Annotated in this window: 18 protein-coding genes and 2 tRNA genes; 13 read left to right on the top strand and 7 right to left on the bottom strand. The window is 70.3% G+C overall.

Going from position 1 to position 26,650, the window contains the following annotated elements:
- Nucleotides 1–133: 133 nt before the first annotated feature.
- Nucleotides 134–4,183: a hypothetical protein gene (locus tag ACGGAQ_RS10450; protein ID WP_393046855.1), complete on the bottom strand. Its 4,050-nt coding sequence runs from the start codon at nucleotides 4,181–4,183 to the stop codon at nucleotides 134–136.
- Between the two features lie 177 nt (nucleotides 4,184–4,360).
- Complete coding sequence (locus tag ACGGAQ_RS10455; protein ID WP_393046858.1) at nucleotides 4,361–4,900, bottom strand: hypothetical protein; 540 nt, start codon at nucleotides 4,898–4,900, stop codon at nucleotides 4,361–4,363.
- A 332-nt stretch (nucleotides 4,901–5,232) separates the two neighbouring features.
- Here ACGGAQ_RS10455 and ACGGAQ_RS10460 point away from each other — a divergent pair, with 332 nt between their 5' ends.
- From ACGGAQ_RS10460 to ACGGAQ_RS10475, 4 genes are all read left to right on the top strand, one after another.
- The gene (locus ACGGAQ_RS10460) at nucleotides 5,233–8,088 is read left to right on the top strand and encodes a PQQ-dependent sugar dehydrogenase (RefSeq protein ID WP_393046861.1); all 2,856 of its coding nucleotides are present in this window, start codon (nucleotides 5,233–5,235) and stop codon (nucleotides 8,086–8,088) included.
- Nucleotides 8,089–8,150: 62 nt separating this feature from the next.
- Nucleotides 8,151–10,259 (top strand): ThuA domain-containing protein, encoded by a 2,109-nt coding sequence (locus ACGGAQ_RS10465; RefSeq protein WP_393046863.1) that lies wholly within the window; start codon nucleotides 8,151–8,153, stop codon nucleotides 10,257–10,259.
- 340 nt (nucleotides 10,260–10,599) lie between these two features.
- A complete protein-coding gene (locus tag ACGGAQ_RS10470) occupies nucleotides 10,600–11,103 on the top strand; it encodes a sensor histidine kinase (RefSeq protein ID WP_393046866.1) in 504 nt (167 codons plus the stop codon).
- A 213-nt stretch (nucleotides 11,104–11,316) separates the two neighbouring features.
- Entirely contained in the window at nucleotides 11,317–12,324 is a 1,008-nt protein-coding gene (locus ACGGAQ_RS10475) for a sugar phosphate isomerase/epimerase family protein (protein ID WP_354854580.1), read from the top strand.
- 79 nt (nucleotides 12,325–12,403) lie between these two features.
- On the opposite strand, the gene ACGGAQ_RS10480 is transcribed toward ACGGAQ_RS10475, so the two are convergent.
- On the bottom strand, nucleotides 12,404–12,817 hold the full coding sequence (locus ACGGAQ_RS10480; protein ID WP_393046869.1) for a hypothetical protein: 414 nt from the start codon (nucleotides 12,815–12,817) through the stop codon (nucleotides 12,404–12,406).
- Nucleotides 12,818–13,109: 292 nt separating this feature from the next.
- Here ACGGAQ_RS10480 and ACGGAQ_RS10485 point away from each other — a divergent pair.
- From ACGGAQ_RS10485 to ACGGAQ_RS10515, 7 genes are all read left to right on the top strand, one after another.
- Nucleotides 13,110–13,182, top strand: a tRNA-Asn gene (locus ACGGAQ_RS10485).
- A gap of 297 nt (nucleotides 13,183–13,479) precedes the next feature.
- Nucleotides 13,480–15,603 carry an MMPL family transporter gene (locus ACGGAQ_RS10490; protein WP_393046872.1) on the top strand — a complete coding sequence of 708 codons (2,124 nt, stop codon included), beginning with the start codon at nucleotides 13,480–13,482 and terminating at the stop codon, nucleotides 15,601–15,603.
- The gene (locus ACGGAQ_RS10495; RefSeq protein WP_393046875.1) at nucleotides 15,593–16,831 is read left to right on the top strand and encodes an FAD-dependent oxidoreductase; all 1,239 of its coding nucleotides are present in this window, start codon (nucleotides 15,593–15,595) and stop codon (nucleotides 16,829–16,831) included. Before ACGGAQ_RS10490 ends, ACGGAQ_RS10495 begins: the two co-directional genes overlap by 11 nt.
- 53 nt (nucleotides 16,832–16,884) lie before the next feature.
- Nucleotides 16,885–17,832 carry a hypothetical protein gene (locus tag ACGGAQ_RS10500; protein WP_393046878.1) on the top strand — a complete coding sequence of 316 codons (948 nt, stop codon included), beginning with the start codon at nucleotides 16,885–16,887 and terminating at the stop codon, nucleotides 17,830–17,832.
- Entirely contained in the window at nucleotides 17,829–19,517 is a 1,689-nt protein-coding gene (locus ACGGAQ_RS10505; RefSeq protein ID WP_393046881.1) for an insulinase family protein, read from the top strand. Before ACGGAQ_RS10500 ends, ACGGAQ_RS10505 begins: the two co-directional genes overlap by 4 nt.
- A gap of 61 nt (nucleotides 19,518–19,578) precedes the next feature.
- Nucleotides 19,579–19,655: transfer RNA gene (locus ACGGAQ_RS10510), tRNA-Ile, on the top strand.
- Nucleotides 19,656–19,761: 106 nt separating this feature from the next.
- The gene (locus tag ACGGAQ_RS10515; RefSeq protein WP_393046883.1) at nucleotides 19,762–20,241 is read left to right on the top strand and encodes a DUF488 family protein; all 480 of its coding nucleotides are present in this window, start codon (nucleotides 19,762–19,764) and stop codon (nucleotides 20,239–20,241) included.
- On the opposite strand, the gene ACGGAQ_RS10520 is transcribed toward ACGGAQ_RS10515, so the two are convergent.
- The 4 genes from ACGGAQ_RS10520 to ACGGAQ_RS10535 all read right to left on the bottom strand — a co-directional run bounded on the left by ACGGAQ_RS10520 (nucleotide 20,207) and on the right by ACGGAQ_RS10535 (nucleotide 23,075).
- Nucleotides 20,207–21,046: a hypothetical protein gene (locus ACGGAQ_RS10520; RefSeq protein WP_393046886.1), complete on the bottom strand. Its 840-nt coding sequence runs from the start codon at nucleotides 21,044–21,046 to the stop codon at nucleotides 20,207–20,209. The two genes, ACGGAQ_RS10515 and ACGGAQ_RS10520, sit on opposite strands and share 35 nt — an antisense overlap.
- Nucleotides 21,047–21,523: 477 nt before the next feature.
- Entirely contained in the window at nucleotides 21,524–21,835 is a 312-nt protein-coding gene (locus ACGGAQ_RS10525) for a hypothetical protein (RefSeq protein ID WP_393046888.1), read from the bottom strand.
- A gap of 32 nt (nucleotides 21,836–21,867) precedes the next feature.
- The gene (locus tag ACGGAQ_RS10530) at nucleotides 21,868–22,200 is read right to left on the bottom strand and encodes an SUKH-3 domain-containing protein (protein ID WP_393046891.1); all 333 of its coding nucleotides are present in this window, start codon (nucleotides 22,198–22,200) and stop codon (nucleotides 21,868–21,870) included.
- Complete coding sequence (locus tag ACGGAQ_RS10535; protein ID WP_393046894.1) at nucleotides 22,200–23,075, bottom strand: PhzF family phenazine biosynthesis protein; 876 nt, start codon at nucleotides 23,073–23,075, stop codon at nucleotides 22,200–22,202. Before ACGGAQ_RS10535 ends, ACGGAQ_RS10530 begins: the two co-directional genes overlap by 1 nt.
- A gap of 251 nt (nucleotides 23,076–23,326) precedes the next feature.
- Between ACGGAQ_RS10535 and ACGGAQ_RS10540 the strand changes: the two genes are divergently transcribed.
- Nucleotides 23,327–23,704 carry a YciI family protein gene (locus tag ACGGAQ_RS10540; protein ID WP_393046896.1) on the top strand — a complete coding sequence of 126 codons (378 nt, stop codon included), beginning with the start codon at nucleotides 23,327–23,329 and terminating at the stop codon, nucleotides 23,702–23,704.
- 82 nt (nucleotides 23,705–23,786) lie between these two features.
- Entirely contained in the window at nucleotides 23,787–26,567 is a 2,781-nt protein-coding gene (locus ACGGAQ_RS10545) for a BTAD domain-containing putative transcriptional regulator (protein ID WP_393047851.1), read from the top strand.
- The last annotated feature ends 83 nt before the right edge of the window (nucleotides 26,568–26,650 follow it).

The following is a 26,650-nucleotide window of genomic DNA, read 5'->3' on the forward strand; positions in this document are numbered from 1 at the left end:
GGTTTGGGTGGGGGGTGGGGGGGGGGGGGGGGTTGTGGTGGTGTGCCGGGTGTGGGGGGGGGGGGGGGCGGGCCCCCCCGCCGCGCGCCCGCCGCGGCCCCCCCCCCCCCCCCCCCACGCCCCTGACCCTTTCTTACAGACCGATGTTCCGCAGTTCCCGGTTCAGCACTCGTGCGTAGTTGGTCGCACCACTGATCTTCGGATGGAACGTCTGCTGAGACGGGTTCGTGGTCTTGGAATGGTCCTCACCGGCGGTTTTCGCGACGACGATGCCGTGGATGGTTTCCGGATTCCCGCAGACGCCCTGGCCCTCGAAGTCGCCGTTGAGGATCGGGTCGGCGAACTTGACACGGCCGCCCGCACTGTTCGCGGCGACTGCCACCTCACGGAGAACGTCGGACAACTCGACGGCCAACTGGTTCATCCAGGCGGCCTCCGAATCGGAGATCCCGTACCCGAGCCACTCCACGCAGTTGGCGTCATCCGACAACAGTTGTGGATAACCCATCAGCATGATCTGGGCGTTGGGCGCCAGGGTGCGGATGGCGCGCAGTGTCGTGATGACGGACTCCCGGCCCTCGCGTTGCATGAGCTGCGGCACGTAGTCCGCTGCTCGATGGCCGTCGATGTCTGCGTCCTGGCACGGTATGGGCAACATGATGCAGTTCTGCAGCGCGGCGGACCACTCCACGTCGTTGCCACCGATCGAGAGGGTGACCAGTGTCGTGTTCTCGTCGAGGAATCCCTTGTCGAGCTGGGAGACCTCCCGGCGCTGTTGTCGAGCCGTGGTGCCCCACGCGGTCTGGAACGGCTGGCCGGTCGTCGGGTCAACGACCTTGAGTCCGCTGATCGGGTTTTCCCCGCTGGGCAGCAGATTGTGTGTCCGGGCGCCGGAGCAGGCGAGGAGGTGGTAATCCATCGTGGGATCGAACACGTCCGCTCGGGCCCCGATCGAACGTTGCTGCGGGTCATCCTTCAGCCACGCCTGGCGGGACCAGGCGTGCCGCGATCGGTGGCAGCCGTTGCGGTACTCGAGATTCCCGCCACCGTCGTGGTTGGAGTCGTGGTAATAATCCACCGAGGCATCGGTGGCCGCCCCCTCGCCGGAGGCGTACGACTCGCCGAGCGACACCACGAAGTCGCGCGGCTTTGCCGTCAGCGGCACGAAGGCCACCGCGTCCCACGCCACGTTGTCGACCCCGACGTCGCCGTTGCGGGTGACGTTGCTCATCGTGACCTGCGGTACGCCGTTGAACTGGAACGTGCCCAGGGGCACCCAGCGATCAGTGCCCTGGCGTTGGCCCAATGTCCTGGTCTTGTATCGCGAACCGGTGATGTTCGCGCCTCGGTCGACCGTGTAGTGCGCCTGCTGGGTGTGCGCACCATTGCTGGGCATGTGCACGAAGACCCTGCTCCACTGATTGAGGCTCTGGCCCAGCCGCCAGGTGCCGGTCACCTTCAGCCGGTCGGTGGCCTCCGTCGCGGCATTCTGTTCGTGCGCGAACCAGAAGTGGCCGTTGAGGCCGCCACCGCTCTGGTGCAGATCGATCTTCGACGGATAGAGGCCTGCCGAGTTGCCACTGAACTGCATGGCGAAGGTGCCCCGGTTGGTCAGCGGTGTCGGACACAGGTCGGAGCGGACGATGCCCACCGAGGACGGTTGGTCGTCCACGATCAGAGCACCGGAGGGCAGTCCGTCGATCTGACACTTCGGCGGGTAGTGCGTGCCTCGTGCGGGCTCCGCCGAGCCTGGACTGAAGCGCAGGTTCTCATAGCCGCACTCCGTGGCACAGCCCCGCTTCCAGTCGGCCGGCCAGTGCCACCAGCAGTGGTAGTCGGCGTACCCGCAGGACGTGGAGGTGACGGTCGCCGAGCAGTTGTTGGCGCTGCTGCAGAACGTCTTCAGCGGCGGCTTGATGGACTGGCTGCGGTAGACCGAACTGGTCCACCAGGACTGCAGGAAGCCCGCCTCGTACTCGTCGGGCTGCCGGAAGTCGTACTTGACAATCGGATAGGCGGCCCATCCGATCACCTTCTCGGGGTACGACCACTGGTTGGGGTGGGCGGCGTCGCTCGGCGAACCCTCACCGACGGCCCCGTCGAGGAAGGGAGTGCGGTTGAAGGGGTACTCGGGGTTGGCGATGTTCTGCGACCAGCCGAGGCCCCAGTTGCCCCGGTCGTCCGTGCAGGACGGTCCGGGCGAGCAACCCGTTCCGCCGGTGACAGCCTGCGGGTTCAACCCGCTGTTGTACGCCCAGATCGCCGCCCACCAGTTCTCCGGGTTGGCCGGGTCGGCGTCGTTCATGCGGATGTTCAGGTTGTAAGTCTGGTTCCACTTCTCCTGCAGAATCCGTAGACCGGCGGCGATGTTCGTCGCGTAGTCGACGGCAATGGCACGTTGCTCGTTTGCTGGCCGGATGACCTCACCGGGCTTGCCCTTACCCTGCAACCGCATGCCGTCGGTGACCTGCCCGACGCCGTACCCGCAGTCGGCGTCGGCCCAGTTGATGTTCCAGCCCTGCTCCTCCTCGATGCCGTAGTAGTTACCGATCAGAGGGTTACCCGAGACACCCTCCAGGGCGTGCCAGGACGACTGCCAGAGGTTCGATTCCTGAGCGAGGATGCCGAGCATGACCTGGGCCGGTACCCGGCCGCCGCCGGCAAGTTCCAGCGGTGGCAGGATTCCCTGCGGTGACCAGGCGGGCAGTCCGGATTGATGCCAGTTGGCCGGGCGCTGGAAGGTCAGCGCGCCCTGGACAGCCAGGTTCGCCGCCCACTCGACCTGCCGCCAGTGCGGCTGTTCCACCTGGGTACCGGGGTCGTTGCGGGGCACCGAACAGTAGCGATCGGCGTCGACCGGATCGCTCGGGGAACCGGCGGCCGCGCTCGCCGTGGCCGCGGCACCGTAGACCTTGTTGAGTTGCTGGTCACTGCGTCGGCCCGTGTCGAGCAGGTCGCTCGCCCGGGCGCCGATGGACACCCGGAAGGTGAGCCGTTTGTTCGTGGCCAGGACGTCGGCCCGCAGGTTCACCGGCAGCCCGGACGCCTCTCCGGTCGGCGGCACCGCGGCCGCGGTGCCCTTGCTGACCGGTGCCCGGCTCACCGCGAGTTGCCCGAGGGTCGACAGTTCAGCCGATACGGGCACCGCCACCCGGGTCACCGCGGCGGGCAGCTCGGCGGTTGACGTGGGTGTGCCGGTGACAAAGACCCGCCCCTCGGCGCCCCGAGCCAGGCCCACTGCGGTGAGCGGGCCTCGGGCCAGCTCCCGCACCGTGTTGCGGTGTACCCGCCGGACCACTGTCGTCTTCTCGTCTGCGGCCTCCAGCCAGGTGATGCCGCCGTCCCGGTCCGGCCGTAGGAAGGCACCCACCCCTTCGGTCTTGGCGAGGGTGCGCCGCGAGCCGTCCGAAGCGATGGCGAACAACTGGCCGTCCTCCGCCGCGGCCATGTTGTCACCGAATGGAATGGTGGACGTTACCTGGCCAGCGATCTGGTGCCGCCGAATGACGCGTCCGGTCGTGGTGTCGATGAGGTGTACGCGGGTCTGCCCGAGATCGCTCGCGCCGCCCTGCGACAGGGTGACCGTCTCACCGTTGCCGCAGCCGGGGTTGTGGTAGGCGATGCTCACGTTCAGCCCGAGCTTGGTCACCCGACCCGTCGGAACGTCGACCACAGCGGCGAATGCCCCACGGTCGAAGAGATGACTACGGTTGGTGAAGTGCCGGGGCTGGTAGACGACGACAGCCCGCCGGCCGGAGGCGGTGAGGCAGGCATTGCCGATCCACTGCTCGCTGCTGATGGTCGGCTCAACCAGCGTGGCGGCGGTCCGCCACGTGTAGCCCGTCCGTGCCTCTGCCACCAACAGGTGGAAGCCGTTGCTGTCGCCGGTCGTGGTCCACGCCAGGTCGGTCGAACTCCGCCAGCCTCGTGGCAACAGCTTGTCGCGGTCCTCGGCGGGAACGGCAGCGATCTCCGGCGCCGGTTGTGGTGCCGGATCCACGGCGACCGCCGACGGATCCTTCCCCAGCGCGGCGGAGTCCGGAGTCGGTGCCGCGACCGCGGGCGAGGCGGCAACGGCGGTCAGACCGCTGGCGATGAGCAGTGCCGCGGTGATCGCGGCCAGCGCCCGTCGGGTGACTCCGGCACGGGCCGGCCCGGCGCGGCGGGGTGTGCGTGGATGCATGCGTTTCTCCCTGCTGAGGGGTAGACCGCGCCAGGGACCTGGCGCGGAGTGGGGGATCCTCGCGGGACGGGTGCGGACGTCCGTGGGTGCCGCGGACGGTCCCGCGCTGGATTGCCTGACCGGGCGCATGACCGAGCGATCGTCCAGTTACCTCGGACGATCAGCGGTTCGGGTCGGTCAGGAGGAGATGCCGGTGGGGGTCGGCACGGAGGGCCCGGTCGGGTCCCAGCCGGAGGGGACGGCGTCGGGCGGGCAGTCGAACAGTTTCGCCGACACCTCCCGCGGACGCCCCGGTTGTCGGCTGACGGTGAACCGCGCGCAGAAGACGTACAGCGCCTCGTCCTGCGACCAGAGCCAGTTCGAACCGCTGCCCTCAAGGGCAACGCGCACCTCACCGAGCTGGCCCGTCCCGTCGGGATCGGGGACCCGGACCTCCGAGCCGAGACTCCGGGCGTTGGCATCCACGGTGGTCACGACACGGTCCAGGATCTGGCGGGTGTCGGGCAGGCCACCTGCGCCGGTCTCGTGTTCAGCCCAGTCGGTCGCGTCTGCCGCGACCTGGCCGATGTGCTCGTTCAGTTCATCCCGGGCGTCGTCCTGGGCGGAGGTGCCGCAGGCGCCAAGGGGAAGGAGGACGGTCGCGGTCAGCAGTGCCGAGGCGGCGCGGCGGCCCGGTGGGCCCACCGCCGATTCGATTCCCCCGTTGGCAGGTGTCACAAGTCATCCCCGTTTCCACACCGGTTACCAGCGCGATCTGGCAGGCATCAAAGTGACATGGCTCGATCGGACCTGTCAACATGATCCACCGGGCAGCATCGATGGCGGCACCCGACCCGGCAACTTTCGATCAAATCGACGAAAGTTGATGCTGGATCGTCGGAAGGTATGGACACATCGACACGCGCGACTTAGTGTCGGGGCCAACACGACATTGTTTCGTCGAGGTGAACCGGCGGCGCGGTAACCCATCGACCCCCACCACCGCTACGGCATCCGGCGCGACGGCGCGCGCCCGGCCTGGCTTCAATCGTCAGGAAGGGACAGCACAGATGTCCAACAAGGACGCACCCCCTCGTCGATCCCGACGATGGCTCTCCACCGGATCGGCCCTGCTCCTCGTGGCCGCGGCCGGCACGGTCACCCTCGCGGCCAGCCCAACACCGGCCGAGGCGCACACGATCAACGCCACCGACTTCCAGCAGGTCGAACTCGCCCGCGGCGTGTCCGACATGGGCGAGCCAATGTCGCTGGCCGTGCTGCCGGACCGTTCGGTCCTGCACACCGCCCGCAACGGCACGCTGCGCCGCACCGACGCGAACGGCACCACGTCGGTGATCGGGACCCTGTCGGTCTACAACCACGACGAAGAGGGGTTGCAGGGCGTCGGCGTCGACCCGAACTTCGCCAGCAACCGGCAGATCTTCCTCTACTACGCGCCGCCGCTGTCCACCCCCGCCGGTGACGCGCCCGCGACCGGCACCGACTTCTCGGCCTGGCAGGGAGTGAACCGCCTCTCCCGGTTCACCCTCAACAGCGACTTCACGATCAACCAGGCGAGCAAGGTCGACGTCCTCGACGTACCGGCCGACCGCGGTCTGTGCTGCCACGTCGGCGGGGACATCGACTTCGACGCCGCCGGCAACCTCTACCTGTCCACCGGCGACGACACCAACCCCTTCGAGTCCGCCGGCTACTCGCCGCTGGACGAGCGGACCAACCGCAACCCGGCGTACGACGCGCAGCGCAGCGCCGGTAACACCAACGACCTGCGGGGCAAGATCCTGCGGATCAAGGTGAACGCCAACGGCACGTACTCCATCCCGTCGGGCAACCTGTTCGCGCCCGGCACCGCGAAGACGCGGCCGGAGATCTACGCCATGGGGTTCCGCAACCCGTTCCGGATCAGCGTGGACAAGGGCACCGGCGTCGTCTACGTCGGTGACTACGGGCCGGACGCCGGCAGCACCAGCTCCACCCGCGGGCCGTCCGGCCAGGTCGAGTTCAACCGGGTCGCCGCGCCGGGCAACTTCGGCTGGCCGTACTGCACCGGCACGAACACCACCACCGAGACGTACAACGAGTGGGACTTCGCCACCAACGCCAGCGGAGCGAAGTACAACTGCGCCGGCGGGCCGACCAACAACTCGTTCCGCAACACCGGCCTGACCACCCTGCCGCCGGCCCAGCCGGCGTGGATCCGGTACGCCGGCGACGCCGGCACCCCGACCGAGTTCGGCGGCGGCTCCGAGTCGCCGATGGCCGGCCCGGTCTACCGCTACAACGCCTCGTCGACCTCCACCACGAAGTTCCCGCAGTCGTTCGACGGCCAGTTCTTCGCCACCGAGTTCGGCCGGGGCTGGATCAAGCCCATCCACGTCAACTCCGACGGCTCCCGGAGCACCATCGACACCTTCCCATGGGTCGGCAAGCAGGTGATGGACTCGGCCTTCGGCCCGGACGGCTCGTACTACGTGCTCGACTACGGCACCGGCTACTTCAACGGTGACGCCAACTCGGCGCTCTACCGCTTCGACTACGTCGGCGGCGGCAACCGGGCGCCCAGCGCCGCGGCGAGCGCGAACAAGACCTCCGGCGCGGCTCCGCTGACCGTGGTGTTCTCCTCGGCCGGCTCGTCCGACCCCGAGGGCGGGGCGTTGACCTACTCGTGGAACTTCGGCGACGGCACCACCTCCACGACGGCGAACCCGACGAAGACGTACAGCACGAACGGCACCTACACCGCCACGCTGACCGTACGGGACCCGCAGGGCGCCACCGGCAGCGCCAGCGTGCAGATCAGCGTCGGCAACACCGCGCCCACGGTGACCATCAACAACCCCGGCAACGGGCAGTTGTTCAGCTTCGGTGACACCGTGCCGTACAGCATCACGGTGACCGACCCGGAGGACGGCACGATCGACTGCACGAAGGTCAAGATGACCTACGTGCTCGGGCACGACCAGCACGGGCACCAGATCACCTCGAAGACCGGCTGCTCCGGCTCGATCACCATCCCGGTCGACGGTGAGCACGACGACGCGGCGAACATCTTCGCCATCTTCGACGCCGAGTACACCGACGCCGGTGGGCTGACCACGCACACCCAGCACACGCTGCCGCCGCGGCACCGCCAGGCCGAGTTCTTCGGCAGCTCGTCCGGGATCAACGTGTTCAGCAAGACCCCGGCCGAGGGCGGCAAGACCGTCGGCGACATCAACAACGGCGACTGGATCGCGTTCCAGCCGTACCGGCTCGGCAACGTCACCTCGTTCACCGCCCGGGTCTCCTCGGCGGGCGCCGGCGGCACCCTCCAGGTGCGGGCCGGCTCGGCCACCGGCACGGTGCTCGGCTCCGCCACGGTCCCGGTGACCGGCGGCTGGGAAACCTTCACCACGGTCACGGGGGCGATCACCAACCCGCCGACCGGCACCACCACGCTCTACCTGACCTTCGCGGGTACGGGCACCGGCGCGCTCTACGACCTGGACGCGTTCACCTTCACCACCGGCTCGGCCCCCACCGGCGGGACCGGTCCGATCAAGGGTCTGGGCGGCAAGTGCCTGGACGTGCGCAACGCCGCCACCGCCGACGGCACGCAGATCCAGATCTACACCTGTAACGCCAGTGCGGCCCAGACCTGGGCGGTCACGCCGAACTCCACAATCAAGTCGTTGGGCAAGTGCCTGGACGTCTCCGGTGCCGGCACCGCCGACGGCACCAAGATCCAGCTCTACACCTGCAACGGCACCGGGGCGCAGAACTGGGCCGGGCAGGCCGACGGCACGCTGCGCAACGTGGCGTCCGGAAAGTGCCTGGACGTCTCCGGAAGCAACTCCGCGGACAGCACCGTGGTGAACCTCTGGACCTGCACCGCCGCCGCGAACCAAAAGTGGACCCTGCCCTGAGCTGAGCGGAGGGGCTCCCACCGCACGGGAGCCCCTCCCCACCGTCCCGAAGGAGAGCGACAATGCGCAGACTCCTGCGAAACGTCCTCGGCGCGAGCGCCGCCGTCCTCGCCGTCATCGCCTGTACCACCCCGGCCACCCCGGCCAGCGCCGCCGACGCCCCATACGACGTGCTGGTGTTCTCCAAGACCGCCGGCTTCCGCCACGACGCGATCCCGGTCGGCATCCAGACCATCCGTGACCTGGGCGCCGCGAACAACTTCACAGTGACCGCCACCGAGGACGCCGCCGCGTTCACCACCGCCAACCTGGCCCAGTACGAGGCGGTCGTCTTCCTCAACACCACCGGCGACGTGCTCAACGCCACCCAGCAGACCGCCTTCGAGTCGTACATCGGGTCCGGCCGCGGGTACGTGGGTGTGCACGCCGCCGCCGACACCGAGTACGACTGGCCGTTCTACGGCAACCTGGTCGGCGCGTGGTTCGCCTCGCACCCTGCCATCCAGCAGGCCAACGTCAAGGTGGAGGACCGGGGGCACGCGGCCACCGGGCACCTGCCGCAGACCTGGACCCGCACCGATGAGTGGTACAACTACCGCACCAACGCCCGGTCCACCGCACACGTGCTGGCCACCCTGGACGAGTCGTCGTACTCCGGTGGCGGCATGGGCGCCGACCACCCGCACTCCTGGTGCAAGAGCTACAGCGGCGGCCGGTCCTTCTACACCGGCGGCGGGCACACCCAGGCGTCGTACGCCGAGCCGGCGTTCCGGGCCCACCTGCTCGGCGGCATCCGGTACGCGGCCGGCCGGAGCAAGGCCGACTGCCGGCCCGAAACCGGCTACACCCCGCTCTACAACGGCTCCACCACCGGCTGGTCGCAGGCCGGGCCGGGCAACTTCACCAACTCCGACGCCACCCTCACCTCGGTGGGCGGCATGGGCCTGTACTGGTACAGCGCCAAGCAGTTCACCAACTACTCGCTGAAGCTGGACTGGAAGCTGGCCGGCGACGACAACTCGGGCGTGTTCATCGGCTTCCCGCCGTCGAGCGACCCGTGGTCGGCGGTGGACAACGGCTACGAGATCCAGATCGACGCCACCGACGCGGCCGACCGCACCACCGGCTCGGTCTACACCTTCAAGTCCGCCGACCTCGCGGCCCGCGACGCCGCACTCAACGCGCCGGGGGAGTGGAACACCTACGAGCTGCTGGTCGAGGGCGAGCGGCTGCAGATCTTCCTCAACGGGGTGAAGATCAACGACTTCACCAACACCAATCCGGTACGGTCGCTGGCCGGCCACATCGGCATCCAGAACCACGGCACCGGTGACGACGCCTCGTTCCGCAACATCCGGATCAAGGAGCTGGGCACCACGCCGCCGCCGACCGGCACGATCCAGGCCGAGTCGTTCAGCTCGGCCAACGGGGTCTCCGCGTTCACCAAGGCGGGCGCCAACGGTGGGCAGACCGTCGGCTACATCGACCCGGGCGACTGGGCGGCGTACAACGGCGTGGACCTGACCGGCGTCACCTCGTTCACCTCCCGGGTCGTCTCCGGCGGCGCGGGCGGCACCATCCAGGTCCGCACCGGCTCGGCCACCGGTCCGGTGCTCGGCACGGTCACGGTGCCCAACACCGGCAGTTGGACGACGTTCGCCAACGTCACCACGACGCTGTCCAACGTCCCGTCCGGCACCCAGAACCTCTACCTCACGTTTGGCGGTAGCGGCACCGGGCTCTTCGACGTGGACGACTTCACCCTGGTCAAGGGGACCGGCGGCAGCACCGGGGTCGGCCCGGTCAAGGGCCTCGCCGGCAAGTGCCTGGACGTACGCAGCGGCGCCACGGCCGACGGCACGCAGATCCAGATCTACACCTGCAACGGCAGTACCGCGCAGACCTGGACCGTGACGCCGAACTCGACGATCAAGGCGCTCGGCAAGTGCCTCGACGTGTCCGGCAGCGGCACCGCCGACGGCACCAAGATCCAGCTCTGGACCTGCAACGGCACCGGCGCGCAGAACTGGGCGGCCCAGTCCGACGGCAGCCTGCGCAACACGTCCTCGGGCAAGTGCCTGGACGTCTCCGGCAACAACTCGGCGGACAGCACCGTCGTCCACCTCTGGACCTGCAACGGCGCGGCCAACCAGAAGTGGACCCTGCCCTGACCTGCCGAACGCACCGAGCCCACCGGGCTCACTGAGCGCGCAGGGGCCGCCGGTCACGGCCGACGGCCCCTGCGCGCCACCCGCTCCCGACCCGGGGCGACCGGTTCCGGGAATCACCTGATCCTGGTGTCGACCACAGCGACACCGGACGCGCTCCGCCTCACCGGGTGCGTCCTTGGCCGAGGCCGATGTCACCGAAGAGGGGTATACCTGTGAGTCATATTTATGACTCACAGGTATACCCCTCTCGACAATCCATGGCCGAAGCCGCCGGTGCCGCTGGGCGCGTTGCGTGGACGCCGCGGGCCCACTCTCAGGAGGCTGCCGTACCTTGACGAGCATGGGGCGTTTCGCGCGATGGCACCGGATGGCGCGGACCCAGGGGCACCGCCTGCGCGCAGCGCTGCACCGGGCCGAGGAGCCCGACCCGTTGACCGGGCCGGCTCCCAGCCTGAACCGTCTCGACGCGCTGGCAGAGGAGTTCGCCGCAGGCCAGCCCGTGCGCTGGAGCCTCGGAGGGGCACCCCGGCCGCTGCCCGGCGCGGTCGACGTGGCGGCGTACCGGATCATCGAGGAGTCGCTGGCCGACGCGCGCCGACACGCCCCCGGCGCGGCGGTGGCGGTCCGGCTGCGCTACGACGCCGAGGGCGTCACCATCGAGGTACGCGACGACGGCGCCGATGCCGCGACGCCGGCCGGGGAGACCCGGGGCGCCGGGCAGGGGCTGGCCGCAGTGCGCGGGCGCACCGAGCGGGTCGGCGGCACCTTCTCCGCCGGCCCGAATCCCGGCGGCGGGTTCACCGTCCGGGCGGTCCTGCCCGCGCCCGAAGAAGCGGCCGAGTGACGATCCGGGGCTTTCGCGATGGGGCCCAACGGAAATAGGGTGGAGGTGGCGACCGTGACGGTGGCCGGTGACCCGGTGGGAGGCGCAACCCGCCGGGCTCAGGTGCGCTCGGCATCCACCGGTGTTCCGCCTCGGTGCCACGTACCGGTCTGACCGGTCACCCTCGCCCCGGTCCGCACAACGGAATCCCCATCACATCAGGGGAGAAGGACAATGGCGCGACCCATCACGCTCTTCACCGGCCAGTGGGCCGACCTTCCGTTCGAGGAGGTCTGCCGGCTCGCCTCCGAGTGGGGCTACGACGGTCTGGAGATCGCCTGCTGGGGCGACCACTTCGAGGTCGACAAGGCGCTCGCCGACGACTCGTACGTCGACCGCAAGCGGGAGACGCTCGCGAAGCACAACCTCGAGGTCTTCACGATCTCCAACCACCTCGTCGGTCAGGCGGTCTGCGACCATCCGATCGACGAGCGGCACCAGGACATCCTGCCCGCCCGGATCTGGGGCGACGGGGAGCCCGAGGGGGTCCGCCAGCGGGCCGCCGAGGAGATCAAGGACACCGCGCGGGCCGCGGCGAAGCTCGGGGTGAAGACCGTCGTCGGTTTCACCGGCTCGTCGATCTGGCACACCCTTGCGATGTTCCCGCCGGTGCCGCCGTCCATGATCGAGCGCGGCTACCAGGACTTCGCCGATCGGTGGAACCCGATCCTCGACGTGTTCGACGAGGTCGGGGTGCGGTTCGCGCACGAGGTGCACCCCAGCGAGATCGCGTACGACTACTGGACGACCAAGCGGACGCTGGAGGCGATCGGCAACCGGCCCGCGTTCGGGCTCAACTGGGACCCGTCGCACTTCGTCTGGCAGGAGCTGGACCCGGTGAACTTCATCTTCGACTTCGCCGATCGGATCTACCACGTGGACTGCAAGGACGCGAAGGTACGTACCGGCGATGGCCGGCGCGGGCGGCTCGCCTCGCACCTGCCCTGGGCCGACCTGCGCCGCGGCTGGGACTTCGTCTCCACCGGGCACGGCGACGTGCCCTGGGAGGACTGCTTCCGGGCGTTGAACGCGATCGGCTACACCGGCCCGATCTCCGTCGAGTGGGAGGACGCCGGGATGGATCGCCTGGTCGGCGCCCCGGAGGCGCTGCAGTTCGTCCGCCGGCTCGCCTTCGACGCCCCGAGCGCCGCCTTCGACGCGGCGTTCAGCAGCAAGGACTGACCACAGCGCGGACAGACCACGGGCCGGTCGCCTCTCGGCGACCGGCCCGTCGACGTGCGATGGGTCTACGTGCGATGGATCAGAGCGTGCTGGCGTTGGTGCCCGAGCCGGACGGCTTGGTGCGGGGGGTGGTGGCCGACGGCGACCCGGAGGTCGTGCCGACCGTGCTGCTGCCCGTCGAGCCGGAGCCCGCCTTGGCGCCCACCGTGGCGGGCGTGCCGGCGAACGCGTCGTCGGCGGCGGTCAGCTCCTGCTTGCCGGTGCTGCCGTTGCCCAGCTTCTCGCCCAGCTTGGTCTGGCCGAGCTTGTCCTTGCCCTCGCTGTAGAGCCGGTTGGCCTGGGCCTGCGCGACCCCGGCCGCCTCCTGGACGGTCGGGTGGTCGAGCACCTTGCGGCCCCGGACCACGAGCTCTTCGTACTTCTCCCGGCCGGCACGGGCGCCCAGGACGAATCCCGCAGCCAGCCCGCCAAGAAACATGATCTTTCCGCGCATGGCGGCTCCTTCCGTACCTGACGCGCCGTCGCTCCGGCGGGTTGCCCCGTCGGACGCGACAAATTCGCGCCTGCGTCCTCTGTCCGCAGCTAACTACCCATCCTGCTCCCCGCTCAAGCCTGCTTGTGCCGGGATGGCGATTTGCCCCGATTGCGATCCAGCCGTGGCGCTGACCTGCGAATCTGGATCAAGGCGGATGCGGGTACAACCCACTGGACCACCACCGGGGGATGTCCTGTACTCTTGTCCCGTCGCACGGCACCGGCGAGATCCGGTTCCAGGCGGTGCACGATCCCCTGTAGCTCAATTGGCAGAGCAGCCGGCTGTTAACCGGCAGGTTATTGGTTCGAGTCCAATCGGGGGAGCTTCTCCACCAACGCCCGTCGGCAGCATGCCGACGGGCGTTTCTGCTGTCCCCCCATCCCGCGCCCCCGCCCCGGTGGGCCCGGCCCCCGTGATCGTGGCAGCAACTTCGGGGATGTTGCTGCTTCCCGCGTGCCTGAGGCAGCAACATCCCCGAAGTTGTGACGATCTTGGGCTGCGGGGTGCAGGGCGGAATGGGGGGTTTGGGCCGCTTGTGAGCCGCGTGCCCGGCAGGATGGTCGATGTCGACCTAGACTCCAGCTGCGTCGATTGATGCGTCGATTCTTGGGGTGAGCGCAATGTCCGGACGAGGGGGCTTCGGCCGGGCCACACTGGTCGCGGTGGCGGTCGTACTGGCCTGGCTGGTGATCGGCGGTGTGGCCGGCCCGTACGCCGGGCGTCTCAGCGAGGTCGCCACCAACGACAACGCAGCCTTCCTGCCCACCGACGCCGAGGCGACCCGTGCCCAGGATCTCGCCGGCGGGTTCGTCGACCGGCAGACCGTGCCGGCGCTGGTCGTGTACGAGCGGTCCGCAGGGATCACCGACGCGGACCGGCAGCGGGTGAGCGCCGACGCCGCCCGCTTCGCCCAGGTGCCCGGGGTGGTCAACCCGCTGCCCCCGCCGATTCCCAGCGAGGACGGCCAGGCACTCCAGGTCGTCGTGCCGGTGGACGACGCCGAGGGCGAGGAGATCGGCTCGGTCGTCGAACAGTTGCGCGACATCGCCGGCGGCGACCGGGACGGGCTCACCGTGGACGTCGCCGGCCCGGCCGGCCTGCTCGCCGACCTGATCGAGGTCTTCTCCGCCATCGACGGGCCACTGCTGCTCGTCACGCTGGTGGTGGTGCTGATCATCCTGCTGATCGTCTACCGCAGCCCGGTCCTGTGGATCTTACCGCTGCTGGCCGCCGGAATGTCGTACGCGCTGGCCTCGGTCTTCGTCTACCTGCTCGCCGACGCCGACATCGTCAAGCTCAACGGCCAGGCACAGGGCATCCTCACCGTGCTGGTCTTCGGTGCCGGCACCGACTACGCGCTGCTGATGATCGCCCGCTACCGCGAGGAGCTGCACCGGCACGACCGCCCGTGGGACGCGATGCGCACCGCGTGGAAGGGCGCCGCGCCGGCCATCATCGCGTCCGGCGGCACGGTCATCGTCAGCCTGCTCTGCCTGCTGCTGTCCAGCCTCAACTCCAACCGGGCGCTCGGCCCGGTCGCCGCCATCGGCATCGCGGCCACCCTGCTGGTGATGCTCACCTTCCTGCCGGCGTTGCTGGTGCTCGGCGGCCGGTGGGCGTTCTGGCCCCGACGTCCCCGTGCCGACCAGGCCGACCCGCAGGCCGAGCACGGCATCTGGAGCCGCATCGCCGGTTTCGTGGCCCGGCACGCCCGACCGATCTGGCTGAGCACCGCCGTCGTCCTGGCCCTGCTCACGCTCGGCCTGACCCAGCTCGGCGCCACCACCCTCGGCCAGTCCGACCTGTTCACCCAGCGCACCGACTCGGTGGACGGCCAGGACGTGATCGCCCGGCACTACCCGGCCGGCACCGGCAGTCCGGCAACCATCTTCACCACCGAGCAGAGCGCACGGCAGGTGGCGCAGGTGGCCCAGGGCGTACGCGGGGTCGCCGACGTCCGTCCGCTCTCCAGCGGCCCGCAGACCGGCCCGCCCGAGCGGAACGCCGCACCCAAGGTCGTCGACGGGCGGGTGCAGTTGGAGGCGACGCTCGCCGACCCGCCCGACAGCGACGGCGCCGAGCAGACCATCCGCGACCTGCGGGTGGCCGTACACCAGGTGCCCGGCGCGGACGCCGTGGTGGGCGGCTTCACCGCGATCAACGTGGACACCTCGGACGCCGCGAAGCGCGACCAGAACGTCATCATCCCGGTGGTGCTGGTGGTCATCGCGGTCATCCTGGCCCTGCTGCTGCGGGCCCTCCTCGCTCCGGTGCTGCTCATCGGCACGGTGCTGCTCAGCTTCGCGGCGACCCTCGGGCTCTGCGCGCTGCTGTTCCGGCACGTCTTCGACTTCCCCGGCGTGGACTCGTCGTTCCCGCTGTTCGCGTTCGTCTTCCTGGTGGCCCTCGGGATCGACTACAACATCTTCCTGATGAGCCGGGTCCGCGAGGAGTCGGTCAAGCGGGGCACCCGCGCCGGTGTGCTCGCCGGCCTCGCCGTCACCGGCGGGGTGATCACCTCCGCCGGCATCGTGCTCGCCGCGACCTTCTCCGCCCTGGCCGTCCTGCCGCTGGTGGTGCTCGTCGAGCTGGGTACCGCCGTCGCGATCGGAGTACTGATCGACACGATCATCGTCCGGTCGCTGCTGGTGCCCGCGCTCGCGTACGACATCGGGCCGAAGATCTGGTGGCCGGGCCGCTTGTCCCGGGCGAACGGCGAGCGGGAGGCGCGCGATGCTGGCTGAGACCGACGTGGTCGTCGTCGGCGGGGGCCTGGCCGGCCTCGCCGCCGCCCGCCGGCTGCACCGCGCCGGCGTGCCCTGGCGGCTGCTGGAGGCCGGCGGCCGGCTCGGCGGCCGGGTCGCCTCCGACGTCGTCGACGGCTATCTGATCGACCGCGGTTTCCAGGTGCTCAACACGGCCTACCCGCGGCTCGGCACGCTGCTCGACACTGACCGGCTCAACCTCGGCTACTTCACGTCCGGGGTGCTGGTGCGCCGGGGCGACGACCTGCTGCGGCTGGTCAACCCACTGCGCGAGCCGGCCGGCGGGCCGCGTACCGCGCTGGCCGGCGTGGGCTCGCTGCTCGACCGGCTGCGCTTCGCCGCGCTCGCCACCGGCTGCGCCACGCTGCCGGTGTCCCGGCTGCTCTCCGCGCCGGAGACCACCGCCGAGACGGCGTTGCGCCGCGCCGGTCTCTCCGACGCGATCATCGAGGAGCTGCTGCGGCCGTTCCTGTCCGGCGTGTTCATCGACCGGGAGCTGGCCACCTCCAGCCACGTGCTCGCGATGGTGCTGCGCTCGTTCGCTCGCGGCCGGATCGGTCTGCCCGCCGAGGGGATGGCCGCGCTGCCCCGGGCCATCGCCGACCCGCTCCCCGCCGACCTGCTCGACCGGGACACCCCTGTCGCGCAGGTCGCGCCCGGCCGGGTCCGCACCCAGGCCGGCGACATCAAATGCCGAGCCGTCGTGGTCGCCGTCGACCCGCCCGCCGCGACCGCGCTGCTGCCGGCCCTGGCGACGGTACGCATGCACAGCTACACCACGTACTACCACAGCGCGCCCGAGCCGCCGCTCGCCGAGCCGATCCTGCTCGTCGACGGCGACCGGCGGGAGATCGTCGCGAACACGGTGGTGTTCAGCAACGCCGTCAGCACGTACGCGCCCGCCGGACGGCACCTCGTGGCCACGTCGGTGGTGGGTCCGACGGCCCCGCCCGAGTCGACCATCCGGGCCGAGTTGACCCGGCTGTACGGTCGATCCACCGCCGACTGGACCCACCTCACCACAGTGGTCGTTCCGGACGCGCTGCCCGCCGCGCCGCCGCCGCAGGGGCGGCTGCGCAAGCCCGTGTCGATGGGGGAGGGGCTGTTCGTGGCCGGTGACCACCGCGACAGCCCATCGATCCAGGGCGCTCTCGCCAGCGGCTGGCGTGCCGCCGGGGCGGTGCTGAAGGAGTTGCGCGCCGGCTGAGCCGCCTCGAATGAGGGCCACGCAGCCGTAGTTGATCACCTATGATCGCCGCCATGCCCGCCCCCCTCCCGGCGCCCACCTTCGATGCCGCTGCCGCGTACCCCGAGGTCAACGACCTGCGCAAGGCGCTCGACGCCGCCGACTGGCCCGCCGTCCGGGCCGTGTTCGCCGACCGGGACCCCGCCTTTCACACACTGCTCGTCAGGGAGGCCGGCGACCACGCCGGGTCCGCGGCGTTCCTGCAGCGCGTGTACGACGACGACCCCACCGACAGACTGGCGGGCACCCTGCACGGCACTCACCTCATCTGCGACGGCTGGCGGATCCGCAGCTCCTACCGGGCCCGACACGTCAGCCGGTCGCAGTTCGAACAGTTCCATGAGCACCTGCGTCGCGCCGAGCGGGTGCTCATCGACGTCACCGCCCGGTACCCCGACGACGCGGCCGCCTGGACCGAACGGATCATCATCGCCCGGGGTCTGCAACTGGGCCAGAACGAGGCACGCCGCCGCTACGACCGACTCGCCCAGCACCACCCTCACCACGCCCCCGCACAGGCGGCCCTGCTCCAGCAGCTCTGCCCGAAGTGGAGCGGCGACTGGGACCGGGCCTTCGCCTTCGCCCGCGAGTGCGCGCAGGCCGCTCCCGCCGGGGCGCCCAACGCCGTGCTGGTCGCCGAGGCGCACCTGGAACGCTGGCTGGACTTCGACACCGACCGGGAACGCACCGCGTACGTGCGCAGCAAGCCCGTCGTGGACGAGGTGATGCAGGCCGGGCAGCGATCCGTGCTGCACCCGGACTTCGTCGACCGGCCGGGCTGGGTCTGGATCCGCTCGACGTTCGCGCTGATGTTCAGCCTCACCGAACAGTGGCCCGCCGCCGCCAGCCAGTTCACCGCCCTGGGCAACCTGGGCACCGAATACCCCTGGGCCTACGCCGACGACGCCGAGGGCTTCACGAAGTACCGAGCGAAGGCGTACGCGAAGGGTGGCCAGTCATGATCCAGCACCTGGACGTGGACGGGGTGCCCACGCTGCTCGCCCCCACCGGCGGGCCGATGCGCGCCGGACTGACCTTCCGGGTCGGCACCGCAGACGAGACGCTCAGCCGCGCCGGCATCACCCACCTCATCGAGCACCTCGCGCTCGCACCGCTCGGCCTGGCCGACTACCACGTCAACGGCGTGACCGCCCCGGCGTTCACCATGTTCCACACCCAGGGCTCCGAGGCGGACATCGCGGCGTTCATGACCGCCGTCTGCGGGCACCTGTCCGACCTGCCGGTGGCGCGGCTGGACGTCGAGAAGGACATCCTGCGCACCGAGTGGAGCAGCCGGGGCGCCGCCGCGATCGACGACATCCCGCTGTGGCGACACGGCGCGCGGGACTTCGGGCTGAGCAGCTACCCGGAGTGGGGCCTGGGCGCGCTCACCGCGGACCACCTGCGCGAGTGGGCGGCCCGCTCGTTCACCCGGGAGAACGCGGTGCTCTGGATCGCCGGCGACCGGGTGCCCGCCGGGCTACGCCTGGCGCTGCCCAGCGGGGTCCGGCAGCCGGTGCCGGCGGTCTCGTCGGCGCTGCCGCAGACCCCGGCGTACTTCGTCAACGGCGCCCGCGCCGTGGTGCTCGACTCGGTGGTGCGGCGCAGCACCGCCGCGGCCGTCTTCTCCGGCGTGCTGGAGCGGGAGCTGTACCGCTCGCTGCGCCAGGAGTCCGGGCTCTCCTACACCACCACCACGGGGTACGAGCCGCGCGGCGACGGGTACGCCACGCTGCGGGCGCTCGCCGACGCGCTGGCGGAGAAGCAGGACGCCGTGCTCGGCGGCTTCGTCGACGTGCTGGCGAAGCTGCGCGTCGGGCGGATCGAGCAGGCCGACCTGGACGCCACCGTCGCCAAGCGGGAGGACGTGCTCGGCACCGCCGAGGTCGACGCCGCGCGACTGCCGGGGTACGCCCTCAACGTGTTGACCGGCGAGCCGAATTTCAGCATCGACGAGCACCGGGCCGAGCTGAAGGCCGTCAGCCTCGCCGACCTGCACCAGGTGGCCGGCGAGGTGACGTCGTCCGCGCTGCTCATGGTGCCGGGCGGGCTCCGCGCCGACTGGGCCGGCTTCGTCGCGGCGCCCACCCACTCCAGCGACACGGTCGACGGCACCACGTACGCGGCGAAGCAGGGTGCCGGCGCGCTCCGCATCGGCGTGGACGGGGTGACCTACCTGGGCACCGACGGGCCGCTGACCGTCCGGTACGCCGACTGCTCCGCGATGCTCGCCTGGCCCGACGGCGCGCGGCAACTGATCGGCTCGGACGCCATCGTGCTGCACATCGAGCCGACGATGTTCAACCTGCACCCGGCGGCGCTTCCGGTCATCGACGCCCAGGTGCCGGCCGACCGGCACATCGCCATGCCGGCCCGCACACCGGACGCCATCCCGCAGCCGTCGGCCGCCGAACAGCCGGCCGCAACGCCCGCCGACCGCCCCTGGTGGGAGATCGCGGCCATCGTGGTCAGCGGCGTGGCCGTCCTGCTGGCGGGCGCGGTGAGCCTGCTACTGACGTACGTCATGGTCGCCGCCGGCACCGAGCCGGGCGAGGAATGGCTCTGGGGCGTCGTCGTAGCGGCCTGGCTGCTCACTGTTATCCTCGCGTTGCCCATCGTGCTGCTGTGGCGACGGCGGCGGGGATGAGGCGGGGCCACACCGGTGCTGGCCCATGATCCGCCGAGCGGGATAAGATCCGCGCGGTGTCGGGGCGGTAGCTCAGCCGGTTAGAGCAGGGGACTCATAATCCCTCGGTCGCGGGTTCGAGTCCCGCCCGCCCCACCAGCTAGAAGCACCCCGTGCCTTTGCAGTCCACTCGCGTTCAAAGCGGGGGGGCACATCATTGCCCGTCCCGATGGTCTTGACACGCAAGTCGTGAGAGGGTGTCCCGATGAGCGTCACGTTAGCTGTGAGTCACCAGGCCGGCATCCTGGGTGTCGGCTACGAGGGTCGCTCCATCGATGAGTTCGTGGCCGGCCTTGTGGACGTGGGCGTCACGCGACTGGTCGATGTCCGGATGACGCCGATTTCTCGGAAGCGCGGCTTCAGCAAGTCAGCCCTCGGGCAAGCGCTCGCCGCGCAGGGCATCGCGTACGAGCACCGCCGTGAACTCGGCAACCCGAAGGAGAATCGCCCTGGGTTCGGTGGGACGCCGGAGGAGTTGGAGTCAGCGCGTGCGGTGTACGCGACTCGGCTGCGGCAGGGTGAGTCTCTGGCTGCGCTCGACGCGCTCGCCGAGACAGCGCAGCGCGAGATGATAGCGCTGCTCTGCTTCGAGGCAGATGAGAGCCGGTGCCACCGCCAAGTGGTGATGCGAGCACTCGAAGACCGAATGCCTATCGTTTCGGCCAGTACACGCCAAGCACGCTGAAGACGCGCACACGCTTAGCCTGGTTGCCGACGTAGAACGCCACGTCGCGGTTTGGCGCGCACATCTCTCCCAGAAACTTGGCCTCCAGAGCGTCCCGCAGCGCAGTGTCCGAGTAGCCAGCGAGCCGGCGTTGCAGCGCCACCAGCTCCCAGTCGATGACGTGTTGCTTGTGTCCGTTGCACCCGTGTTCGTGACAGCGGTAGTGGTACGCGGCTTTGAACCGGGGTGCCTGTAGCGGGGTTCTGCTCCGGCCGCTGAAGAGGTCCGGCTGACTCGCGTAAGCCTCGATCTTGCGCTGCTCGTCATCGGTCCAGCCAGGGTGCGGCGTGACCTTGAGAGCAAGAACCTCCTTGGGGCGCACGAGCGCCAACGATTTTGCGTCTGAGCGGTCCTGAGCTTCGCGGTTGAGTCGGCACATCGAATCCTCGATAGCCGGATCGAGCAACGGCTGTCGGGATCTCCAACCGTCGAGGTACCGCTCCTTCTGAATCCGGTCCATGATCGGCTTCCAGCTCTCGCGCCGCTGATCCTGCCGTGCCGGCTTGGCGTCAACCGAGATGATGTCGTACTTCTTGAACGCCTCGTCGCTGTCGAGGTGCCGGAAATTGATCGGATAGAGGCGCACCCACGTAGGCCTCAACACGTCCGTCCGCAGCCCAGCTACGCAGACGGTTTCCCCGTACCTTTCCGACGGGTTCGGAGCAGCCTTAACCGTGATCAGCAGTTGTAGCCGAACGATGCGGTCGTCGGCAGGCTTCGGGTCAGGTCCGGCCTCACTGGGACCGAAAAGCGACATCTGGGCCACGCGCGCCTCCAGCTTAGATAGCCGTAGGTAGTCGTGCGATCACACGAGGATTCAGGTTCTCATGGGATCGAAGGATCGGCATAGAGCGCGTGTGCCGCCTCTGGTGCGAAGCGAGGGCGGTTCAAGTGGTTGCAGTGCTGTGGAGTCGCCCCGACTGTGGCCGTAGTTGCAGCTAGTGGGCGCAGTTTCCGCCGCGAGGCCACTCATAATCCCTCGGTCGCGGGTTCATGCTGTTGGTCGATGGCAACAAGGCCGGAGACTGGACGCGGTGGGTGCCGGCGGGGTTAGCCATTCCGGCGAAGGCACCGGTCGGCACGCCGAGGTCACCCAGCACCAGCCGACGCGCCTGAGCAGGGCCACGTTAGCGGTAGCGGCGTCAGGCGTCTCCCGCCTGCCGGTTGCGCTCAACAGCTCAAACTCCGCGTTTCGAGCGGCACGAGAGGTACCAGCAGTTCCTCCGGAACGCGACGCAGATTGTCAGATGTACGGAATGGACCAGTCGAACATCCGCACCGGCAGGAGTACCAGAACGACGGTCGCGGCGACGGCGACGAGAACGCGCACGGTGCGAAGACCTCGCCACCACGGGATGATCCAGAGCAGCAACCACAGGGCGCCCGAGATCGCCACATGCATGCCGGCCACCCCGAGGATGGTCTCCTCGCACATGTTGTCGGCCACGGCCTTCTCGCACACCGCTGGCGGGCCGTGGTGGTCCCCGAGTTTTCCCAGCAGTCCGACGATGCCGGCCAACACTGGAGCCGCCACGAGGGTGAACAGCGGCGTCACCAACCATCCGGCGAGGTCCCGGCGCCGGTTCGCTAGCCGTTCCACTCGCGAAACGGTACAGCCGGGTAGGCGGGTGGCGCAGCCCGTGAGATCAGCTGGGCGGTACGTGGACCGCCTCCGGCGAGGTGTGCCGTGACGGCGAGCCGTACTCCAATGCGGGCGGAGTCCCGACCGGGACCGTTCACCGGCACGACCAGCCGACGGAACTCGGTCAGGAAGGCACGAGCCGGAGCGTGCATGGCAAAGCCCTCCGGGGCGAGGCCTTGCTTCCGCTCGCCAACGTCCACCCGGCGGCGTGGCGTCCAACCTGCCATCCCGAGTGTCTGGGCCGCGCGGTCCGGCAGTGGGCGGTCGTCTCCCCGCATCACCGCACCTCCCTCAGGTCGAACGCGTTGCGCTGGGCCCTCGGGTGGTGAACCAGGCCGCCGATTCTCGCCACGATGCCGTCTCGGGTCTGTGTCGCGGTGGCGAAGACGGCTGACGGGCGACCGAGCGCGTCGCCCTGGTGAACTTCGATGTCGCTGGCGCGGGATGTGTCGAGCAGGTGGGCGGCGAGGCAGCCGACGCTGTTGGCGTTGACGATGTCTTCGTCCACACCGATCGCGGGGGCGAACATGCGGGCGGTGGCTGGTCCCACGGCCGGTGCGAGCACGTAGGCGAAGCAGCCGAGATAGCCGAGCCGCCGACACTCGGCTGCCAGCCGGGCCGGATCGGGCCGCATCGCTGACAGCGTCCGGCGTTCGCGGAGACGGACGAGAAGCCGGGGCGTGCCGGGCGAGGCGACCCGCAGGTCGTCGGCGACGATGTCGCTCGGCGTCAGACCGAGGGCCGCGATGATGGCACTGCTGGCCGCTTCGGCGCGGTCCGACAGCGCGATGACGCCTTGTTCGAACCAGACTTCGATGCCGTCGCGCCGGCGGGTGGCGTTCACGGCGACGGTTCGGTTGCCGGTGCTCTGGTGGCCGTGGTGCTGGGTGCGGCCGTCGCGGTGCAGCAGGACGGCCTGCGCGGCGATGGTGCCGTGGCCGCAGTTCTGGAGTTCTCCCGCGGTGGTGAAGAACCGTACGCGGGGCAGGGCCACACCGCTGCTGTCGACGAATGCGGTGTGGGAGGTGCCGACCGTCGATGCGACAGCGCGCCGTTCGTCGTCGGTGCGGTCGGCATCGCCGTCGATCACGACAGCGGTCGGGCTACCGCCTCGTCCATCGCGAGTACAGGCATCCACCACGATCAACCCCATGGCGCAACTCCCAGATGGTCCGGAGGTTCCAGCGGCGCCCGAACAGGTCGAGGGCGGCCAGCAGTGGCCTCTCGATTCTTCGATTCGACACCGTAACCCGCGCCGTGACAGCGCCGGGCACGACCATCGGGAGCGGCCCCGGTGGGATCCCTCGAACCGGCCGTGCGGCGTAGCGTCGAATTCGTGGCGAGCCGTTCGTAGTACAGGCAGGAGGCGGTCGGAGGAGACCGCCAGGACGAGGGAGTCGTGTTATGCCGCGGTACCTGATCTCGTTCAACGAGGGCGCGATGGACCACATCCCCGCCGAGGACTGGCCCGACGTGGGCAAGGCCGCGCACGCGGTGGTCGAGGAGGCCGTGACCGCCGGCGTGTGGGTGTTCGGCGGCGGACTGGAGAGGCAGCAGGCGAGCATTGTGGCCACGGACGGGACGGTCACCGACGGTCCCTACCCGGAGACCAGGGAGGTCGTCGGCGGTTTCTCGGTCGTCGACGTGGCCACCCGCGAGGACGCGCTGGCGTGGGCTGCCAAGACCGCGGCCGCGTGCCGTTGCGCGCAGGAGGTCCGTGAGCTCATGCCCGATCCCGAGACGGACGCGATGATCCGCCATGCCGCCGGTCGGGGGCGCTGACGACACCGGCAGACCCGGCGTCGTGTCCATTGCGCGACGAACGGATCGAGCCTGCGGGCTGCGCATTTAGCCTGATTCGGTGATGTCGATGGCTGGCGCGGGCGTACGCGTCCGGCTGCTCGGCCCGGTGGAGGTGGTTGCCCCCGACGGCCCGCAGGCGGTGAACGGGTTGCGCCGCAAGGCGGTACTGGCGACGTTGGCGCTGCACGCGGGCCGGGTCGTGAGCGTCGACCGGCTGATCGACGTGGTCTGGGGCGAGCGCCTGCCGGCGACCGCGGAGAACACACTCCAGCGCCACGTCTCCTACCTGCGCGGGGTGCTCGGCGAGCCCGGATCGATCGTGGCGCGTCGGCCCGGTTATGTGCTCAACACCGGGCCGGAGTCCACGGACGTCCAGGTCGCCGAGCACCTCCTGGAACTGGCCCGCCGCGCGACGGACCGGGCCGAGCAGGTGACCCACCTGACGGAGGCGGTGGCACTGTGGCGTGGACCGCCGCTGGCCGACGTGGCCGGGTCCGCCTGGCTCGAGGAGCAGGCGGAACACCTGGCACGCCTGCGGTTGGAGGCCGAACGAGCGCTCGCCGAGGCCCGGCTGTCGGTCGGCGAGCATGCTCGGCTCGTCCCCGGGTTGGAACGGCTCGTCCGGCAGCATCCGTTCGACGAGCACCTGCACGCTCAGCTGATGCTCGCCCTGTATCGGGACGGCCGACAGGGCGAAGCGGTCACCACGTACCGGCGGTTGCGCGACGCCCTGCGGGACAACCTCGGCATCGACCCCAGTCCGCGGCTACGGGACCTGGAGCGCGCCATCCTGCGCCAGGACACCGCGATCGCCGCGCCCGCTCCGGCGCCGACGGCACGGCCGGTGGCGGTGGCGGCGCAACTGCCTCCCCCCGTACCGACGTTCACCGGGCGCGAGGCGGAACTCGCCGCCCTGGACGCGCTCGTCGGCCGGGGCGGCGCCGTGGTGGTGTCCGGCACCGCGGGCGTCGGCAAGACCGCGCTCGCCGTGCACTGGGCGCACCGCGCGGCCGGGCGCTTCCCGGACGGCCAGCTCTACGTCAACCTGCGCGGCTTCGACCCGGCGGCCACACCGACCGAACCGGCGCGAGCGCTGCACGGATTCCTGGAGGCGCTCGGCGTTGCGGCGGCGCGGATGCCCAGCGAACCGGACCTGATGGTGAGCTTGTACCGCACGGCGGTGGCCGGCAAGCGTCTGCTGGTGCTGTTGGACAACGCGCGCGACGCGGACCAGGTCCGACCGCTGCTGCCCGGCTCACCCGACTGCCTCGCCATCATCACCAGCCGGGACCAGCTCACCCCGCTGGTCGTCACCGAGAGCGCCCAACCGGTGATGCTGGATCTGCTGAACCCCGACGAAGCCCGCCACCTGCTGGTCCGCCGGCTCGGGGCGCACCAGGTCGCCGCCGAACCCGCAGCGGCCGACGACATCGCCGACCGCTGCGCGCGGCTGCCCCTCGCGCTGGCCATCGTCGCGGCCCGAGCCGCCACCAACCGGCGCCTCTCACTGGCCGCGGTCGCCGGTGAGCTGAGCGACCTGAACGCCTTCCACGGAGGCGACGAGGCGACCGACGTCCGGTCGGTGTTCTCCTGGTCGTGCCGAACGCTCAGCCCGCCCGCGGTCCGGCTGTTCCGGCTGCTGAGCCTGCATCCCGGCCCGGACGTGTCCGCCCCGGCCGTGGCGAGCCTCGCCGGCGGCACCCCGGCGGCGACCGGTCCGCTGCTCACCGAGCTGACCCGGGCGAACCTCCTCACCGAGCACACCCACGGGCGGTACGCGTTCCACGACCTGCTGCGCGCGTACGCGGCCAGTCTCGCCGACGACGCGGAGTCACCGGCCGACCGGCAGGACGCCGTGCACCGGTCGCTCGACCACTGCCTGCGCGCGGCACACGCCGCGGACCTCGCACTGCACCCGCATTTCAGCGAGATCAGCCTCCCGCCGCCCCGGCCCGGCGTGACGCCGGAGAACCCCAGGAACAAGTCCGCCGCCACCGCGTGGTTCACCGCCGAGATCCCCGTTCTGCTCGCCGCCGTACCGCTCGCGGCGCGGTCCGGGTTCGAGGGACACGCCTGGCGACTCGCCTGGGCCATGGCCGGCTTCCTGCACCGGCAGGGGCACTGGCAGGACTGGCTCGGCACGCAGCGGATCGCTCTCGCCGCCGCGTCCCGCGTCGGCGACCAGGCCGGGCAGGCCCATGCCCACCGCAGCCTCGGTCTCGCCTGTTCCCGGCTCCGGCGGTACGACGAGGCGGACGACCACCTGCGGCGCGCGCTCGACCTGTTCACCGAGGTTGGCGACGACGCCGGGCGGGCACACACCTGCCTCAACCTCGGTCAGCTGGCCGAGCGGCAGGGGCAGCACCACCAGGCGCTCAGCCACTCCCGGCGGGCGCTGACGCTGTTCCGGCGGGCCGGGAACCGGGCCGGGCAGGGGTACACCCTCAACGCGGTCGGTTGGCAGGAAGGGCTGCTCGGCAACTACGACAGTGCCCTCACGTCGTGCGGCGAGGCGCTGCGGATGTTGCAGGAGGTGGACGACGTGCAGGGACAAGCCGACACGTGGGACAGCCTCGGCCACGCCCATCACCAGCTCGGAGACGACCGGCGGGCGGTCGCCTGCTACGAGCACGCCCTCGAACTCTTCGCGCAGGTCCACGACCGGTACGCGGTGGCGAGCACGTACGTCAATCTGGGCGGCAGCCACCGGGCGCTCGCCGACCTGGGTGCCGCCCGTGCCGCGTGGCGCCGCGCCCTGCGCATCCTCGACGACCTCGGCGATGCCGACGCCGACTCGCTGCGCGCCGACCTCGAACAGCTCGACGGCACCCGGCTGTCCTGACGCCCCGCGCTTTCAGCGCCGTTTCCGGGCCGTTTCAGCCCGGCCCGGCACTCTTCGGGCACCAGTTTCCCTCGCCAGGAATG

Origin of the sequence: Micromonospora sp. NPDC047557, assembly GCF_043205095.1 — a bacterium.
Lineage (GTDB): Bacteria > Actinomycetota > Actinomycetes > Mycobacteriales > Micromonosporaceae > Micromonospora.

Excerpts from the sequence above, each read along its gene's own strand:
- ACGGAQ_RS10480 (WP_393046869.1), bottom strand. The coding sequence starts at position 12,817 with ATGCGCGGAAAGATCATGTTTCTTGGCGGGCTGGCTGCGGGATTCGTC.
- ACGGAQ_RS10465 (WP_393046863.1), top strand. The coding sequence starts at position 8,151 with ATGCGCAGACTCCTGCGAAACGTCCTCGGCGCGAGCGCCGCCGTCCTC.
- ACGGAQ_RS10535 (WP_393046894.1), bottom strand. The coding sequence starts at position 23,075 with ATGGGGTTGATCGTGGTGGATGCCTGTACTCGCGATGGACGAGGCGGT.
- ACGGAQ_RS10490 (WP_393046872.1), top strand. The coding sequence starts at position 13,480 with ATGTCCGGACGAGGGGGCTTCGGCCGGGCCACACTGGTCGCGGTGGCG.
- ACGGAQ_RS10540 (WP_393046896.1), top strand. The coding sequence starts at position 23,327 with ATGCCGCGGTACCTGATCTCGTTCAACGAGGGCGCGATGGACCACATC.
- ACGGAQ_RS10505 (WP_393046881.1), top strand. The coding sequence starts at position 17,829 with ATGATCCAGCACCTGGACGTGGACGGGGTGCCCACGCTGCTCGCCCCC.
- ACGGAQ_RS10515 (WP_393046883.1), top strand. The coding sequence starts at position 19,762 with ATGAGCGTCACGTTAGCTGTGAGTCACCAGGCCGGCATCCTGGGTGTC.
- ACGGAQ_RS10475 (WP_354854580.1), top strand. The coding sequence starts at position 11,317 with ATGGCGCGACCCATCACGCTCTTCACCGGCCAGTGGGCCGACCTTCCG.
- ACGGAQ_RS10460 (WP_393046861.1), top strand. The coding sequence starts at position 5,233 with ATGTCCAACAAGGACGCACCCCCTCGTCGATCCCGACGATGGCTCTCC.
- ACGGAQ_RS10450 (WP_393046855.1), bottom strand. The coding sequence starts at position 4,183 with ATGCATCCACGCACACCCCGCCGCGCCGGGCCGGCCCGTGCCGGAGTC.
- ACGGAQ_RS10500 (WP_393046878.1), top strand. The coding sequence starts at position 16,885 with ATGCCCGCCCCCCTCCCGGCGCCCACCTTCGATGCCGCTGCCGCGTAC.
- ACGGAQ_RS10545 (WP_393047851.1), top strand. The coding sequence starts at position 23,787 with ATGTCGATGGCTGGCGCGGGCGTACGCGTCCGGCTGCTCGGCCCGGTG.
- ACGGAQ_RS10470 (WP_393046866.1), top strand. The coding sequence starts at position 10,600 with ATGGGGCGTTTCGCGCGATGGCACCGGATGGCGCGGACCCAGGGGCAC.
- ACGGAQ_RS10495 (WP_393046875.1), top strand. The coding sequence starts at position 15,593 with ATGCTGGCTGAGACCGACGTGGTCGTCGTCGGCGGGGGCCTGGCCGGC.
- ACGGAQ_RS10530 (WP_393046891.1), bottom strand. The coding sequence starts at position 22,200 with ATGCGGGGAGACGACCGCCCACTGCCGGACCGCGCGGCCCAGACACTC.